The 16,814-nt window shown below is 36.2% G+C and carries 16 protein-coding genes; 7 read left to right on the top strand and 9 right to left on the bottom strand.

All coding sequences use genetic code 11. The features are described 5' to 3' along the window. Positions 1-16 precede the first annotated feature (16 nt). Entirely contained in the window at positions 17-2,881 is a 2,865-nt protein-coding gene (gene valS / locus HMPREF2644_RS03265) for a valine--tRNA ligase (protein WP_070828228.1), read from the top strand. A gap of 34 nt (positions 2,882-2,915) precedes the next feature. On the opposite strand, the gene hybG is transcribed toward valS, so the two are convergent. The 9 genes from hybG to ftnA (HMPREF2644_RS03310) form a co-directional block, all read right to left on the bottom strand. Further along, entirely contained in the window at positions 2,916-3,191 is a 276-nt protein-coding gene (hybG, locus tag HMPREF2644_RS03270; protein WP_050847109.1) for a hydrogenase maturation factor HybG, read from the bottom strand. A 130-nt stretch (positions 3,192-3,321) separates the two neighbouring features. Continuing rightward, complete coding sequence (gene trpCF, locus HMPREF2644_RS03275) at positions 3,322-4,752, bottom strand: bifunctional indole-3-glycerol-phosphate synthase TrpC/phosphoribosylanthranilate isomerase TrpF (protein ID WP_070828229.1); 1,431 nt, start codon at positions 4,750-4,752, stop codon at positions 3,322-3,324. A 40-nt stretch (positions 4,753-4,792) separates the two neighbouring features. Then, positions 4,793-5,794, bottom strand: a complete 1,002-nt coding sequence (trpD, locus tag HMPREF2644_RS03280; protein WP_070828230.1) for an anthranilate phosphoribosyltransferase — start codon at positions 5,792-5,794, stop codon at positions 4,793-4,795. A gap of 52 nt (positions 5,795-5,846) precedes the next feature. Further along, entirely contained in the window at positions 5,847-6,233 is a 387-nt protein-coding gene (locus HMPREF2644_RS03285; protein ID WP_005662273.1) for a tautomerase family protein, read from the bottom strand. A 48-nt stretch (positions 6,234-6,281) separates the two neighbouring features. Further along, on the bottom strand, positions 6,282-6,869 hold the full coding sequence (locus HMPREF2644_RS03290; RefSeq protein ID WP_005687195.1) for an aminodeoxychorismate/anthranilate synthase component II: 588 nt from the start codon (positions 6,867-6,869) through the stop codon (positions 6,282-6,284). Positions 6,870-6,881: 12 nt separating this feature from the next. Beyond that, a complete protein-coding gene (gene trpE, locus HMPREF2644_RS03295) occupies positions 6,882-8,438 on the bottom strand; it encodes an anthranilate synthase component I (protein ID WP_005687196.1) in 1,557 nt (518 codons plus the stop codon). A 101-nt stretch (positions 8,439-8,539) separates the two neighbouring features. Next, positions 8,540-9,304 (bottom strand): glycosyltransferase family 2 protein, encoded by a 765-nt coding sequence (locus HMPREF2644_RS03300; protein WP_005688459.1) that lies wholly within the window; start codon positions 9,302-9,304, stop codon positions 8,540-8,542. A 232-nt stretch (positions 9,305-9,536) separates the two neighbouring features. Further along, positions 9,537-10,034 (bottom strand): non-heme ferritin, encoded by a 498-nt coding sequence (ftnA, locus tag HMPREF2644_RS03305; RefSeq protein WP_005656740.1) that lies wholly within the window; start codon positions 10,032-10,034, stop codon positions 9,537-9,539. Positions 10,035-10,049: 15 nt separating this feature from the next. Beyond that, on the bottom strand, positions 10,050-10,538 hold the full coding sequence (gene ftnA, locus HMPREF2644_RS03310; protein WP_005650594.1) for a non-heme ferritin: 489 nt from the start codon (positions 10,536-10,538) through the stop codon (positions 10,050-10,052). A gap of 517 nt (positions 10,539-11,055) precedes the next feature. On the opposite strand from ftnA (HMPREF2644_RS03310), the gene pstS reads away from it, so the two are divergent. From pstS to phoR, 6 genes are all read left to right on the top strand, one after another. Then, entirely contained in the window at positions 11,056-12,060 is a 1,005-nt protein-coding gene (pstS, locus tag HMPREF2644_RS03315) for a phosphate ABC transporter substrate-binding protein PstS (RefSeq protein ID WP_074031221.1), read from the top strand. 91 nt (positions 12,061-12,151) lie between these two features. Beyond that, positions 12,152-13,099, top strand: coding sequence for a phosphate ABC transporter permease subunit PstC (gene pstC / locus HMPREF2644_RS03320; protein WP_005656744.1), 948 nt, complete (start codon positions 12,152-12,154; stop codon positions 13,097-13,099). Between the two features lies 1 nt (position 13,100). After that, positions 13,101-13,949, top strand: coding sequence for a phosphate ABC transporter permease PstA (gene pstA, locus HMPREF2644_RS03325; RefSeq protein WP_005650601.1), 849 nt, complete (start codon positions 13,101-13,103; stop codon positions 13,947-13,949). 9 nt (positions 13,950-13,958) lie between these two features. Then, the gene (gene pstB, locus HMPREF2644_RS03330) at positions 13,959-14,726 is read left to right on the top strand and encodes a phosphate ABC transporter ATP-binding protein PstB (protein WP_005650603.1); all 768 of its coding nucleotides are present in this window, start codon (positions 13,959-13,961) and stop codon (positions 14,724-14,726) included. Positions 14,727-14,822: 96 nt separating this feature from the next. Then, on the top strand, positions 14,823-15,518 hold the full coding sequence (gene phoB, locus HMPREF2644_RS03335) for a phosphate regulon transcriptional regulator PhoB (RefSeq protein WP_005650606.1): 696 nt from the start codon (positions 14,823-14,825) through the stop codon (positions 15,516-15,518). Next, on the top strand, positions 15,515-16,792 hold the full coding sequence (gene phoR / locus HMPREF2644_RS03340; protein WP_005653955.1) for a phosphate regulon sensor histidine kinase PhoR: 1,278 nt from the start codon (positions 15,515-15,517) through the stop codon (positions 16,790-16,792). Before phoB ends, phoR begins: the two co-directional genes overlap by 4 nt. The last annotated feature ends 22 nt before the right edge of the window (positions 16,793-16,814 follow it).

The following is a 16,814-nucleotide window of genomic DNA, read 5'->3' on the forward strand; positions in this document are numbered from 1 at the left end:
AGTAAAAGAGTAAACAATGACAAAAAACCTCCAAATGGCAGATCGTTTTAATCCGTCTGCGGTAGAACAAGCCCTTTATCAACATTGGGAAGAGAGCGGTTATTTTAAACCGTCTGAAAATGAAAATGTGCCGAGCTATTGCATTGCGATTCCGCCGCCGAACGTCACGGGTTCTTTGCATATGGGGCATGCTTTCCAACAAACCTTAATGGATACCTTAATCCGTTTTAACCGTATGGAAGGGCATAACACCTTATGGCAAGCGGGGACAGACCACGCGGGTATTGCAACCCAAATGGTGGTGGAGCGTAAAATCGCTGCAGAAGAAGGCAAAACTCGCCACGATTATGGTCGTGAAGCATTCATCAACAAAATTTGGGACTGGAAAGCTTATTCAGGCGGCACAATCAGCCAACAAATGCGTCGTTTAGGTAACTCAATCGACTGGGAACGTGAGCGTTTTACTATGGACGAGGGGTTATCCAATGCGGTAAAAGAAGTGTTTGTTCGTTTGCACGAAGAAGGTTTGATTTACCGTGGCAAACGCTTAGTAAACTGGGACCCAAAACTTCACACCGCGATTTCTGATTTAGAAGTAGAAAACAAAGAGAGCAAAGGTTCTCTTTGGCATTTCCGTTATCCGTTAGCAAACGGTGCAAAAACGGCAGATGGTAAAGATTATTTAGTGGTGGCAACCACGCGTCCAGAAACTATGTTGGGCGATACGGCGGTGGCTGTGCATCCTGAAGATGAACGCTACAAAGATTTGCAAGGTAAGACGGTAATTCTACCGCTTGCAAACCGTGAAATTCCGATTATTGCGGATGAATATGTGGATCGTGAATTCGGTACTGGTGTGGTGAAAATTACGCCTGCGCACGACTTTAACGACTATGAAGTGGGTAAACGTCACAGCTTGCCGATGGTCAATGTATTAACCTTAAACGCAGATATTCGTGATGAAGCGGAAATTATCGGTACTGACGGAAAACCACTTGCAGACTATGAAGCGATTATTCCTGCGGATTACCGTGGCTTAGAGCGTTTTGCTGCACGTAAAAAAATCGTGGCAGATTTTGAAGCGTTAGGGCTTTTAGATGAAATTAAACCACACGATTTGAAAGTGCCTTATGGCGACCGTGGTGGTGTGCCAATCGAGCCAATGCTTACAGACCAATGGTATGTGAGCGTAAAACCGCTTGCTGATGTAGCGATTAAAGCAGTGGAAGATGGCGAAATCCAATTTGTGCCGAAACAATATGAAAATCTTTACTTCTCTTGGATGCGTGATATTCAAGATTGGTGTATCTCTCGCCAACTTTGGTGGGGACACCGTATTCCAGCGTGGTATGACGCGGAAGGTAATGTTTATGTCGCGCGTAACGAAGAAGAAGTGCGGTCAAAATACAATTTAGATTCTGCGGTTGAACTCAAGCAAGATGAAGATGTGTTAGACACATGGTTCTCATCAGGCTTATGGACGTTCTCTACCTTAGGCTGGCCAGAGCAAACCAAAGAGCTCAAAATGTTCCACCCAACGGATGTGTTGATTACCGGCTTCGATATCATCTTCTTCTGGGTTGCGCGTATGATTATGTTTACGATGCATTTTGTGAAAGATGAAAATGGCAAACCACAAGTGCCATTCAAAACGGTGTACGTAACAGGCTTGATCCGTGATGAGCAAGGTCAAAAAATGTCGAAATCGAAAGGTAACGTACTTGATCCAATCGATATGATTGACGGTATCAGCCTTGAAGATTTACTTGAGAAACGTACTGCCAACATGATGCAGCCGCAATTAGCAGAGAAAATTGCTAAAGCAACCCGTAAAGAATTTACGGACGGTATTGCTGCTCACGGTACAGACGCATTGCGTTTCACATTAGCTGCGTTGGCTTCAAACGGTCGTGATATCAACTGGGATATGAAACGTTTAGAAGGCTACCGCAACTTCTGTAATAAATTATGGAATGCAAGCCGTTTCGTATTAACGAATGACAAATTAGATTTAAGCGAAGGCGAGATCGAATTTTCATTAGCGGATCGTTGGATTCAATCGGAATTCAATCGCACAGTGGAAACTTTCCGTAATTCATTAAGCCAATATCGTTTTGACCTTTGTGCCAATGCGATTTATGAATTTACCTGGAACCAATTCTGCGACTGGTATTTAGAATTGACTAAACCAGTATTTGCAAACGGTAATGCAGCACAAATCCGTGCAGCAAGCCAAACTTTGGTTCATGTGCTAGAAAAATTATTACGTTTAGCGCATCCGCTGATTCCATTTATTACCGAAGAAATTTGGCAAAAAGTGAAAGGCTTTGTCGGCATTACGGCTGACAGCATTATGTTACAACCTTTCCCACAAGTGGAAGAAAACGGCTTTGCTCCAGAAGCAGAAGCTGAAATTGAGTGGTTAAAAGAAGTGATCGTTGCGGTGCGTAATATTCGTGCAGAAAGCAACATCGCACCAAGCAAAGGCTTAGATCTGTTATTCCGTAATTTAAGCGCAGAAAACGCAAAAATTCTCGAAAAACAGACCGCTCTTTTAAAAGCTATGGCGAAGTTAGACAACGTTCAAGTGTTAGCCGCAAACGAAACTGCACCGCTTGCGGTAGCGAAACTTGTTGGCAATGCTGAATTGCTTGTGCCAATGGCTGGCTTTATCAATAAAGAAGCAGAGCTTGCCCGTTTAACCAAAGAGATTGAAAAATATCAAAACGAAGTTAAACGCATCGAGAATAAACTTAGCAATGAATCTTTTGTGGCTAAAGCACCTGAAGCAGTGATTGCGAAAGAACGCGAAAAACAAGCGGAATACCAATCTGGATTAGAGAAAATCCAAGAGCAGTATAAAGCGATTGAGGGGTTATAGCTAAATATAAAAAGTAGGCATTATGCCTACTTTTTTATTTTTGATTTAATCCTAAAAAATCTCCAACTTCGTGTTCAAGTTGGCTCATTGCGAGCAGAGCCTCTTGGGTTTTCTTAGCTTCATCTTCATCAATAACACTCATTGCAAAGCAGACATGAACGAGCACCCATTTGCCAAGTAAATCGGCTAGATTTCCCGTACAGACTAGTGAAATATTTACTTCACGTTGTACGCCACATACATCCACTGTGGCAAGTTGAAGATAATTTTCATCAATTTTGACAATTTGACCTGGAACGCCTAAACACATAATATTTTTATTCCTATTGGCATTTAAGCTGAAATATAGATTTATTTTACTATTAGGTAGAATAAATTATTACGATCTGGATCAACAGTTGCTCATTTCGGGTTATTTAGTGATTTCTATGTTATTAAAATTAATAAATATTATTAAAAACTAACCGCACTTTTTCTTGATCTTTGACGCCCGCAGAACTTTCTACTCCAGAATTAATATCCAAGCCTAAGCAATTTTGTTGAATGGCTTGTTCTACGTTATTTGGCGAGATACCGCCAGCTAAAATAATCTTGTGCTTAAGATGTTCGGGAATTAATGACCAATCAAAGGTTTTTCCTGTGCCACCTTGCTGGTTCGCTGTTTGGCTATCAAAAATATAACGATCCACATTCAAATCATCGGTAAAATCGATCGCACTTTGGGTTTCAATATTGACAGAAATCGCTTTCCAGATTTGCGTGTTTTTTGGTAGCTGCTGGCGAAGTGCGGTAATAAATGCCTCATTTTCTGCACCATGTAATTGCACCGCATAAAGCTGCAACTGGCTGGCTATTTTTATGATAAAGTCAATTTCTTGATTCTGAAAAACACCAACAAATCGAAGTGGAGCAGCGGTTACCAATTCTTGCGCTTGGCGTAAACTCACACAACGTTTTGAATGTTCTACGAAGATTAATCCGCCGTAAAGCGCACCGTTTTTGTAAACGATTTTGACATCTTGTGCACGCGTTAAACCGCATACTTTATTTTCTCCAAAAATCACTGAGCGAACCGCATTATTCAAATCTTGGTTGCCCATTAAGCTGCTCCCAATTAAGAAACCATGCACCACTTTTTGTAATTGACGAATTTGATTGTGATTGTAAATGCCTGATTCGCTAATAATACGTACATCAGCAGGGATTCGGTCGGCGTATTTTTCAGTGAGTTCAACAACACGATTTAAATCCACAGTTAAATCGTGCAAATTACGGTTATTGACACCGATAATTTTCGCACCAAGCCTAAGAGCACGTTCAAATTCTTCTTCATTGCTGGTTTCTGTCAATACGCCCATACCAAGAGAATGTGCAAGATCTGCCAGCACACGATAAGTTTCATCATTTACCACGGAAAGCATTAATAAAATCGCATCAGCTTGATAGTAGCGAGCAAGGTAAACCTGATATTCGCTGATCATAAAATCTTTGCAAAGAACAGGTTGGCTCACGATATTGCGAACTAAAGGCAAGAACTCAAAATTCCCTTGGAAGTATTTTTCATCTGTCAGCACAGATATAGCGGACGCATAATGTTTATAGACATTGGCGATTTCTTCTAAATTAAATTCAGCACGAATTAATCCTTTGGAAGGGGAGGCTTTTTTACATTCCAAAATGTAAGCGGGCTTTTGATGCGTACCTTTTGCTAACGCATCATAAAAAGAGCGGTCAGAGTTTTGAATGTTTTGTTTAAATTGTGAAAGGGGAAATTCCTTTTCTTTTGCTTTAACCCATTGTGCTTTATCAAGCACGATTTTTTGTAGCACCGTAGCGGAATCAATGGGTTTGGTAAAATCTTGAGTGATCATCATTTTTCTTCTTATTGTGGTGTATCAAATTAGCTTTTTATTAATATGTGGTTAATTTCTGTAATGTTTTAAAGGCGTTACCTGATGCAAGATGCGCCAATACATTTTGCACATTTTGTTTTAAATCATCGTAACCGAATAATTTCAATAATAATGCCGTATTTGCAGCCACCGCATTAGCATGTTCAGCCTTTCCTTTGCCTTGTAAAAGTGCGGTCAGATATTGGGTATTTTCTTGTGGTTCACCACCGCGAAGACTTTCGAGGGATTGCGTTTTTAAGCCAAAATCTTCAGGCGTTAAAGTGAAATATTCAATTTTGCCATTTTTAATTTCTGCCACTTGTGTTTCGCCGTGCAATGCGACTTCATCTAAGCCAGAACCATGTACAACAAAGGAATGTTGATGCCCTAAGGCGACTGCGGTTTCAGCATAGGTTTTCACTAATTCAGGCACATATACGCCAAGTAAATGATAAGTTGGGCGAGCAGGATTGATAAGCGGCCCTAAAATATTAAAGATAGTGCACGTTTTTAAAGATGCACGGACTGGCGCAACATGACGGAAGCCAGAATGATATTGTTGAGCAAATAAAAAACAGACACCAATTTCATCTAATGCTTGTCGAGCTTGCTCTGGTGTGACGTTCACATTAACGCCAAGTGCGGTAAGCACATCGCTAGCACCTGATTTACTCGACACGCTACGATTGCCATGTTTTGCCACTTTTGCTCCCATTGATGCCGCAACAATCGCACTGGCTGTGGAAATATTAATGGTGTTTTGTCCATCACCACCCGTTCCTACAATATCCGCAAAAGGATAATCTGGACGTGGAAATACTTTGGCATTTTGTAATGAGGCGGCAACCGCACCCGTAATTTCCTCAGTATTTGCTTCCCGCACTTTTAAAGCAATAAGCATTGCAGCAATTTGTTCATTGGAAAGCTCACCTTGGATGACTGCATTAAAAAGTGCGGTGCTTTCTGAGGTTGAAAGTGAATGTCCGCTATAAAGTTGCTCTAATAATTGGTTGTGTTGCATAGTTTATTCCTGTTTTTCTTTGTATATGGATTTGTTAATTTTCTATATTTTATTAAACATAAATATCGTAATCTAAATCGCGTGCCTCATCGCCTGTCATTCCTCGGAAACCCCAGCAATGTGCCGGTTGTTCTTTAATCGTAATTTCCACATCGTGAGCTCGAATACCGAGTTTGTACTCTAATTCGCTAAATAGCATTTTTATCAAGCGTTTTTTTGTACCTTCCATACGACCAGCCATCAGGTTAATTTCGATGACGGTGTAATCATCGCTACGATCAAAAGGGTAGTAAAAATCTTCTTTTTCTAAACACAAAAAGCGAATCGCGTGCTTGCCTTTTGGAATGTCTAATCCGAGATGAAGACTGTTATAAATTACTTCCGCGAGTTGTTCACGACGTGGTGCGAGTTTGGATTTAAGTCCGAATACGGTGATCATTTTTTCTCCTTTAAAGTGCGGTTAAAAATCACCGCACTTTTTTCTGTCTTATCTATTTAACAACCATTCAATTGATTGTTGTAATAATTGCGAACCTTGCACAGTTAAAATACTTTCAGGGTGAAATTGGAATGCGCAAATGGGTAAATCACGATGACGAATTGCCATGATAATGCCATTATATTCCGCATTGACGATAAATTCTTTTGGTAAATCTTGTCCCATTAAAGAATGATAACGCGCCGCAGGCATTGGATTAGCAAGATCTTTAAACATAGCTTCGTTATCATGGGATATACGAGAAACTTTACCATGCAACACTTCGCCAGCGTGAACAACCTTACCACCAAAGGCTTGAATCAACGCTTGATGGCCTAAACAAATTCCAATAATCGGCACTTGATTTTTTAAGCGTTCGATCAATGGCAGTAAAATCCCCGCTTCTGATGGTGTTCCTGGCCCTGGAGAAAGTGCAAGAATGGTATCAAGTGTATTGATATTGAGTGCGGTTTCTACCAGTTTTTCTAAGTCGCAGTCATTACGATAAATTGTGACGTTGTGACCTAATACACGAAATTGATCCACAAGATTGTAAGTGAAGGAATCGAAGTTATCTAAAAATAAAATATTAGCCATAATAATTCTTCCTTATTTTGCTTGTGTATTAACTTGACGAATTGCTTTTAAGACAGCCGCTGCTTTATGGCGTGTTTCATCGGCTTCCATTTGTGGATCAGAATCCAATACTTCACCGCAACCTGCTTGTACATGGGCTATCCCATTTTGTACGAAAGCAGAACGAATCACGATACAGGTATCAAAATGTCCATCAGACGTGAGATAACCCACCGCACCACCGTAACTATGGCGTTTTTGTTGCTCAAATTGATAAATAAGCTGCATCGCTTTAATTTTTGGTGCACCAGTTAATGTGCCCATATTCATACAGGCTTGATAGGCGTGAAGTGCATCTAATTCAGGGCGTAATTTACCCACCACACGAGACACTAAATGCATAATGTGAGAATAGCGATCCACTTGCATTAATTCTGCCACTTTACGGGTACCATTTTGGCAAACTCGAGCAATGTCGTTACGCGCTAAATCAACTAACATTAAATGTTCCGCTTGTTCTTTATGATCAAGACGAAGTTCCAGTTCTAAACGTGCATCTAATTCAGGATCAATGTTGCCGTGAGCATCAAAACCACGAGGGCGTGAACCTGCGATTGGGTAAATTTCTAACTGACGATTTTCTGGCGCATATTTCAGCGCACTTTCTGGCGATGCACCAAACAAAATAAAGTCTTCATCATTCATATAGAACATATAAGGGCTTGGATTATTTTGTTTGAGTTGAGCATAACTGGCTAATGTATTAGGGCAAGCAAGGGAAAAACGACGAGAAGGCACAATTTGGAAAACATCTCCAATATTAATATGGTGTTTTAAGGCTTTTACGATACCAGTAAATTCAGGATCGTCAAAGTTTGTTTTAACTTCATCACTTGCCGATTTAATAGAAAGAACGTGATCAATATTTTTTAGTTTTTGTGCGATAGAAAGCGAGGTTTTCGCAATATTGACTTGTTCTTCTTGAGCAAAACAGAAACTTTTAAGTGTCGCTTGTTGATTTTGATGGTCGATAGTAATTAAGTGTTCGGCAAGATAGAAACTGTAATCAGGGCAGTTGATACCATCATTTTTTAATGTAATGCCATCCATTGGAATGAAATTTGCGACGAGATCGTAAGCAAATAATCCGCCTAAAAAAATAGGCGTTTGGCTATGTTGATAAAGAGTAGAAACAACACGCAACCCATCAAAAATAGTAGCAGACTGTAATTTATTATCTTCATCGAGTTGATTATCAAGTGGCGAAAATTGTACAGAAAATTCGTCTTCAAAATTGACCGCACTTATTTTTCCAAGTGCGGTTAATTTTGGATGAATTTCTTTTAAAACTTGTTTTCCATTCTTATTTAAAGCTTTAAATGTGACGTTGTGACCTAAGCACGTTATTTTAACCGCAGCATTAACTAAAATAAGACTTTGTAAACTATTTTTACTCCCTATTTCGGCAGAGTCGAGTAGAAGAGAATTTGAATTAGGTTGGCAAAGTGTATTAAAAATAGCGGTGGTATCAGCATAATAGGGAATTGATTGAGCTGTCACCGCAATAAAGGCTTGAGTTTGAATGTTCATATTTATCCTTTTGGAAAATTTTGTACTATTAAACTAGTACAAAAGAAATAAGTCAAGCCTGATTTTTATTTTTTATACTTTTTGATTAAAAATTGTATTTTTTATTCCTTTGCCCAAGGGCGACCTCCATAATATTCTATATTTTGCTGATTTATCACTTCTAATATTTTTGCAGAAATATTATTGTTATCTTCATCTGACAAGGATAATTGAGGAAAAACACGACGAACAGCAATTAGTTTATTGAAATCAGCTCTGTATTTAACGGTATATTTTCCTGAAGTTTGACCTATTAACCCCAAACTTTTTAAGGCAGATAAAAAGCTGCGATCACCAATTAATGGTGTGTTCCAACTATATGAAGTTTTTTGTGCAATCTCACGAGGTACGGCGTAACAATTAGTATCAATATGTCCATTAACTTCATTAAAAGTAAAATGTATTTGTTTCTGAATATCTTCTATTTTAACATCTACGAAAATATCGCTTTTTGTATTCCAATTTCCGAGAGAGTCAAAATCATCATTGCAAATAAATTGATGATTTGAATCGTAAAAAGATCGCAAGGAATAAGCAAAATCAGCACCTTGCTCAATCACGTTTACTAAGCTTTCCACGTGATCTTCTCGTAGCTGATTGTCATCATCTAAATAACAAATAATGTCTTCTTCAACAAGAAAAGCTGCTACTGCGTTAATTGCACCGTTAAGTATTCCATTTTTTCCTGTATTCATTGGCAAATAAATAGGAATTACATCAGGAAATTGTTCCAATATAGATTTGGCTTTATCCCAGAAAATATTGCCATCAACAAATACATAATGCTTACATGGATAAGTTTGATTTTGTACGCTTTTAATAGCCAAAGATAATTCTGGACGACCTATTGTTGAAGTTACTACCGCAACGGTTTTATTATTTTGGTTGGTTGGTTGGTTGGTTGGTTGGTTGGTTCATCAGTATAAATCCTTTTCATTTTTATAATACCTTGATTAACTCAAAATATGCAATAGAAAATATTTTGGAAAATTTGGAATAAAATAATCTGGCAGACACATTATTTTAAATAAAAGATCTGCCAGATTTGATAATCTATAATTAGGCTTTAGTAGAGAGATTACCTAAATCCTTATCAATTAGGAACAAGCCTTTGCCATCTTCTCCAAGAAAATTTAATTTATCTAAAATACTACTAAATAATTTTTCTTCTTCATGTTGTTCTTCCACATACCATTGTAAGAAATTAAATGCAGAGTAGTCTTTTTCTTCAAAGGTTTTACCTACTAATTCATTGATTTTACTGGTAATTAATTTTTCATGCTCATAGGTAGCTTCAATTACTTCTTTTAATGATTTATATTCATGTGCAGGTGCTTCAATTGCAGAAATTACAGCAAGTGAGCCAGTTTCATTTAAATAAGTAAATAATTTACGCATATGTTGCATTTCTTCAGCAGCATGAACTGATAAGAATTTTGCAGTGCCTTCAAAGCCTTGCTGATCGCACCAAGCACTCATTTGTAAATATAAATTAGAAGAATAAAACTCTAAATTCATTTGATCGTTTAATAGTTTTACTACATTTTCTGATAACATACTATTTTCTCCTATCTATTCCAAAGTTGCGAGTTCACGATCAATAAAGAATAATCCTTTACCATCTTCGCCAACAAGATTAAATCTATCAATAATTCCACTAAATAATTTTTCTTCTTCATGCTGTTCTGCTACATACCACTGTAGGAAGTTAAAAGTAGAGTAGTCTTTGCTTTCAAAAGTAACTTCAACTAATTCATTGATTTTTGACGTGACTAATTTTTCATGTTCTAAAGTTATTTCAAAAACTTCTCTTAATGAAGAATAATCATGTTTAGGTGCATCAATTTTTCCTAAAATAGGCATACCACTAGTTTCACTTACATAATTAAACAGTTTTTGCATATGTTCTAATTCTTCATCAGCATGACGAAGTAAGAAGGTAGCAGCCCCCTCATAACCGTGTTTTGAACACCATGCACTCATTTGTAAATAAACATTAGAAGAGTAGAACTCTAAGTTAATTTGGTCGTTCAGCTTGTTTATGATTATTTGATTAAGCATAACTAATTCCTTTCCATTTTGATTGATAAAATGCAATAAAGCGTAATTTGCGGCAATCATTTTAAATTCACAAATGATAATTGCAAGTTTTTTTATCAAAAATTTTGATATAACTAATTAATTTTAAAAAGAAAAATAAAAAACAATTATTATCATTTACATAATTCTATAAATTAAATATGACGTTGTCACAATAAAACTAACAAATTTTAAATTAGTATTAGATATGTCTTTACTTTCCTCCTTAGATTTGGATGAAAATTTAGATTATCGAGTAAACATGAAAACTTACCAACTTTTATTAAACCTAAAGATCGTTATCAATTAATTGACAAATGTAATATCATTCTGCTAGAAAAACACGGTCAAATTTACCTGTACTTTTCTTATAACTACTTTCTTTTGATTATCCATTTAAAATTTTTCATATTGTCATCAAACTGTCACAATTATTTTCTACACTTCGCTACGCAATCTAAATAACACTCAAGGAGAATTTGTTATGTTTATGCATAAAATGAAAAAAAATCTTATTATCGTTTTAACCTTAGGTACGTTACCTTTTGCTCAAGCTAATAGCATCACTGGTGCTGGAGCGTCTTTCCCTTATCCAATTTATGCGAAGTGGGCATCTTTATATGAGAAAGAAACTGGGAATAAAGTTAATTATCAATCCATCGGTTCGGGCGGCGGACAACAGCAAATTATTGCAAAAACGGTTGATTTTGGTGCCTCTGACGATCCAATGAAATCCGAATTATTACAACAACACCAACTAGTCCAATTCCCTGCGGTTATCGGTGGTATAGTGCCTGTTGTTAATTTGCCTGAAATTAAACCTGGTAAATTAAAGTTATCAGGTAAGCTGTTAGCAGAAATCTTCCTTGGTAAGATTAAAAAATGGAACGATCCTGACTTAGTTGCATTAAATCCAACGCTTCCTTTACCAAATAAAAACATTATTGTGATTCATCGTTCAGACGGCTCTGGAACAACATTTGGCTTCACTAATTATCTATCTAAAGTTTCGAACGATTGGAAAAATCAAGTTGGTGAAGGTAAATCAGTGAAGTGGTTAACAGGTCAAGGTGGAAAGGGGAATGAGGGAGTTGCTTCTTATGTTCGCCAAATGAAATACAGCATTGGTTATGTAGAGTATGCCTATGCCAAACAAAATCAGCTTGCTTGGATTTCATTACAAAATCAAGCAGGGCAATTTGTACAGCCTTCTAATGAAAGTTTCATGGCAGCTGCAAGTCACGCAAAATGGCACGAAAAGGCAGGAATGGGTGTTATATTAACCAATGAAACGGGGGAAAAATCTTGGCCAATTACGGCGGCGAGTTTTATTTTATTAAATAAATATTCTGACAATCCTGAAACAACTAAAAATGTATTAGCCTTTTTTGATTGGGCATTCTCAAGAGGGCAAGATGCGGCAACTGAATTAGATTATGTGCCAATTCCAGCTGATGTGGTGTCTACCATTAAAAGTCAATGGAAAACAGAGCTAAAACAATAAAAATCTCTTTATTTTATACCGCACTTTATACAAAACCTAGCACTTAACATTAATAAAGTGCGGTTATCTTAAATAATTTTGGAAAATACTTATGCTCACAAAAAGTCGGAAATATTTTAATCAAACATGGATTGAATCATTATTCAAACAGACTACGGCATTGTTTGCTTTGCTTGTGTTTATTTTACTTGCTGCTATTTTAATTTCTTTAGTCATAGGAAGCTGGGAAAGTATTAAACGTTTTGGTGGGAGTTTTCTATTAGAAACATATTGGGATCCTGTACAAGAACAATATGGGGCAATTATTCCTATTTTAGGTACGCTTATTACGGCGGGTATCGCATTATTTATCGCAGTACCCATTTCATTTGGTATTGCTATTTTTTTAACGGAGCTAGCTCCCAATTGGCTAAAACGTCCTATAAGCATTGCAATTGAAATGCTAGCTGCAATTCCTTCTATTATTTACGGAATGTGGGGGTTGTTTGTTTTCGTTCCATTATTTCAAGAACATATTCAGCCAGTACTAATTGACAATTTGGGGAATTTACCTGGATTAGAATTATTTTTTTCTGGCGTACCTTTTGGTGTTGGTTTATTTACGGCAGGATTAGTGCTTGCCATAATGATCATTCCTTTTATTGCATCCGTAATGCGGGATGTCTTTAGTATAGTACCACCAATGTTAAAAGAAGGTGCTTATGGATTAGGTGCAACCACTTGGGAAGTGGTTCGACAAGTGATTGTACCACACACTAGAATAGGGCTTGTTGGGAGTGTGATGCTAGGATTGGGAAGAGCATTGGGCGAAACAATGGCTATCACTTTTATTATAGGTAATTCGTTTCAATTGCCTAATTCCTTATTTTCACCTTCTACCTCAATCGCATCTGCTATTGCTAACGAATTTAATGAAGCAGGTGGATTACAAAAATCTGCATTGATGGAATTAGGATTACTTCTCTTTGTTATCACAACTATGGTATTGATTTTATCAAGATTAATGATTACAAAAATGCAACAAACAAAAGGGAAATAAGATGAAAACTAATCAAAACTTGCGTTTTTATTGGCGTAAAACACACAATAAATTAATGTTAGGGCTTTCCTATATTTCAGTCATTATCGGCTTATTTTGGTTGTGTTGGATATTATTCACTCTAATTACCAAAGGCATTCCAGCTTTATCAATTGATTTATTCACACAATCTACCCCTGCCCCTAATGAAAAAGGGGGATTGTTAAATGCACTGATTGGTTCGTTTTTTATTGTCGGTGCGGGTACATTGATAGGCACGCCTATAGGGGTATTGGCAGGAACGTATTTGGCAGAATATGGTCGTTATAGCCGTTTCGCACAAATTACCCGTTTTCTTAATGATATTCTTCTTTCTGCCCCTTCTATTATTATTGGTTTGTTTGTTTACAGCTTATATGTATCAAAAATCGAGCATTTTTCAGGGTGGGCTGGAGCATTCGCATTAGCTTTATTGCTTATTCCTATCGTGGTACGCACTACGGACAATATGTTATTACTTGTACCAAATAATTTACGTGAAGCAGCGGCAGCTCTTGGTTGCTCTCAATGGCAAGTTATTATGATGATTTGTTATCGAGCAGCTAAATCAGGGATTTTAACTGGCGTGCTATTAGCAGTTGCCCGAATTTCAGGAGAAACTGCACCGCTATTATTTACCGCTCTGTCTAATCAATTTCTATCTTGGAATATGAATGAACCTATCGCAAATTTACCTGTAGTTATTTATCAATATGCAGCAAGTCCTTTTACAGATTGGAATAATCTAGCTTGGGCAGGTGCAGCTCTAATAACATTATTTGTGCTTTGCTTAAACATTTTCACTCGACTCTTCTTTCAACATAAAAAATAATGAGGCAATATGATTAGTCTACAAGAAACCAAAATAGCTGTGCAAAATCTAAATTTCTACTATGAGGATTTTCATGCATTAAAAAACATTAATTTACGTATCGCTAAGAATAAAGTGACCGCCTTTATTGGTCCTTCAGGTTGCGGTAAATCTACTTTATTGCGGAGTTTTAATCGGATGTTTGAACTATATCCAAATCAAAAAGCTACTGGTGAAATTAATTTAGACGGTGAAAATTTACTCACAACAAAGATGGATATTTCTCTGATTCGTGCTAAGGTTGGTATGGTTTTCCAAAAACCAACGCCATTTCCAATGTCGATTTATGATAATATTGCATTCGGTGTTCGTTTGTTTGAAAAATTATCAAAAGAAAAGATGAATGAACGAGTAGAATGGGCATTGACTAAGGCCGCTCTTTGGAATGAAGTGAAAGATAAATTACATAAAAGCGGAGATAGTTTATCTGGCGGACAACAGCAACGCTTGTGCATTGCTCGAGGGATTGCTATTAAACCTAGTGTGTTGTTGTTAGATGAACCTTGTTCGGCATTAGATCCTATTTCGACTATGAAAATTGAAGAACTCATTACGGAGTTAAAACAAGATTATACTGTGGTTATAGTAACTCATAATATGCAACAAGCTACACGTTGCTCCGACTATACGGCATTCATGTATTTGGGTGAATTAGTTGAATTTGGTCAAACACAACAAATTTTTGATAGACCCAAGATACAACGTACAGAAGATTATATTCGCGGTAAAATGGGGTAGTTATTTTGAGCTCACTCTTATTAAAAAGTAAAAGTTTGGTGAGAATGTATTATTTCTCACTTCACTTTTATGCCATAAATCAAATGAAGGAGTATTATGACGAGAAAAATTCTGATAGTTGAAGATGAATGTGCAATCCGTGAAATGATCGCACTGTTTTTATCTCAAAAATACTATGATGTGATTGAAGCGAGCGATTTCAAAACAGCGATAAACAAGATAAAAGAAAATCCTAAACTAATATTATTGGATTGGATGCTACCTGGTCGTTCAGGTATACAATTTATACAGTATATTAAAAAGCAAGAAAGCTATGCTGCGATTCCCATTATTATGCTTACAGCTAAAAGTACAGAAGAAGATTGTATTGCCTGTTTAAATGCAGGGGCTGATGACTACATCACTAAACCCTTTTCACCTCAAATTTTATTAGCTCGCATTGAGGCAGTATGGAGGAGAATTTATGAACAACAAAGTCAATTTATACAAATCGATGAACTTTCCATTGATGAAAATGCTCAGAGAGTGTTTTTCCAACAGCAGGAAATTAATTTAAGTAGTACAGAATTTAAATTGTTACATTTTTTTATGAGGCACCCTGAAAAAGTTTATTCTAGAGAACAATTGTTAAATCGTATTTGGCATAATGATCTAGAAGTTGAATATCGCACTGTTGATAGCTATATTCGCCGTTTACGCCGTAATTTAGCTCCTTTTCAATGTGAACATTATATCCAAACAGTTCGAGGATCTGGTTATCGATTTTCTAGTTATTTACGAGATAAACAATGAAAAAAATATTGAATTTTATTGTTGAAATAAATTTGGCAATCATTATTTCCTTATTTACTTCTGATTTTATTCTTTGGTTTGCAATAATACTTTTATTAATTTTAGCTTGGCATCATATTAATGAATATCGTTTACTCAAATATCTCAATTTAAAGCAAGATAATAAATTCTCTTTATTACAATTAGGAACATTCTCTCAAACTGAAGCCTACCATCGTCATCAAATTTACAAAGAAAAATGTGCAAGTTTACGTTTGTTATCTCAAATAAATAAAAATATTAAGTATTTACCAGATGCAATTATTATCTGTCAGCATAATGGTAATATTTCTTGGTGTAATTCAATTGCGCAACAGATGTTTGATTTTTGTTGGAATAAAAAAGTCCAGAAAAATATTTTTGATGTTATTTTTTATGAACAATTTAAACATTATTTTTTCAGTCAAAAAAAAAGACGACCGTTAGTACTATTAACTTATAATCAACGTTATATTGAGGTGCAGTCGCACGCTTATAATTCTCATATGATTTTAGTTATCGCTCGAGATATTACAGATATGATTCATTTACTTAATTCACGCCAAAAATTCTTGAGTAATATTAATCACGAGCTACGTACTCCATTAACCGTATTACAAGGTTACTTAGAAATTCTTGCAGATAATAATATTCAGAACCCTCTACAAAAAAAGGCTATTTTTGCAATGCAAGAGCAAAGCCAACGAATGGAACATCTATTACAACAATTTAATTTTTTAGCAAAAATAGAAACAACTTCAGATAAGGATTTTCGTAAATTTGATATGTCAGCCATGATAAATTCTTTAAGAAAAGATACAGATATATTAAATACTTATAATCATCATATTGAATTTATTATTCAGCCTAATATCATTATTTTTGGAAATGAATCTCAACTAAGAAGTGCCGTTTCAAATTTAATTTATAATGCTATTAAGCATTCTGGTAAACAGTGTCATATTCAAATTCAATGGGAAACTTGTGAACAGGGTATTAAATTTAACGTGATAGATAATGGTGTTGGCATATCACCACAGCATATTCCACATTTAACAGAACGTTTTTATAGAGTTGATGAATCTCGTAGCCATTTAACTGGTGGAAGTGGTTTAGGACTAGCTATTGTGAAGCATACTTTATTACAATATCATTCTCATTTAAATATTGAAAGTACTGAAACGAAGGGGAGTAGTTTTTCGTTTATCATACCTAAACGCTTTGTCATATCAAAAAATAATAAAGAAATTCAATGATAATACGCGTTGCAAGTATTAG

Origin of the sequence: Haemophilus sp. HMSC071C11, assembly GCF_001837655.1 — a bacterium.
GTDB classification, from domain to species: Bacteria; Pseudomonadota; Gammaproteobacteria; order Enterobacterales; family Pasteurellaceae; genus Haemophilus; species Haemophilus influenzae.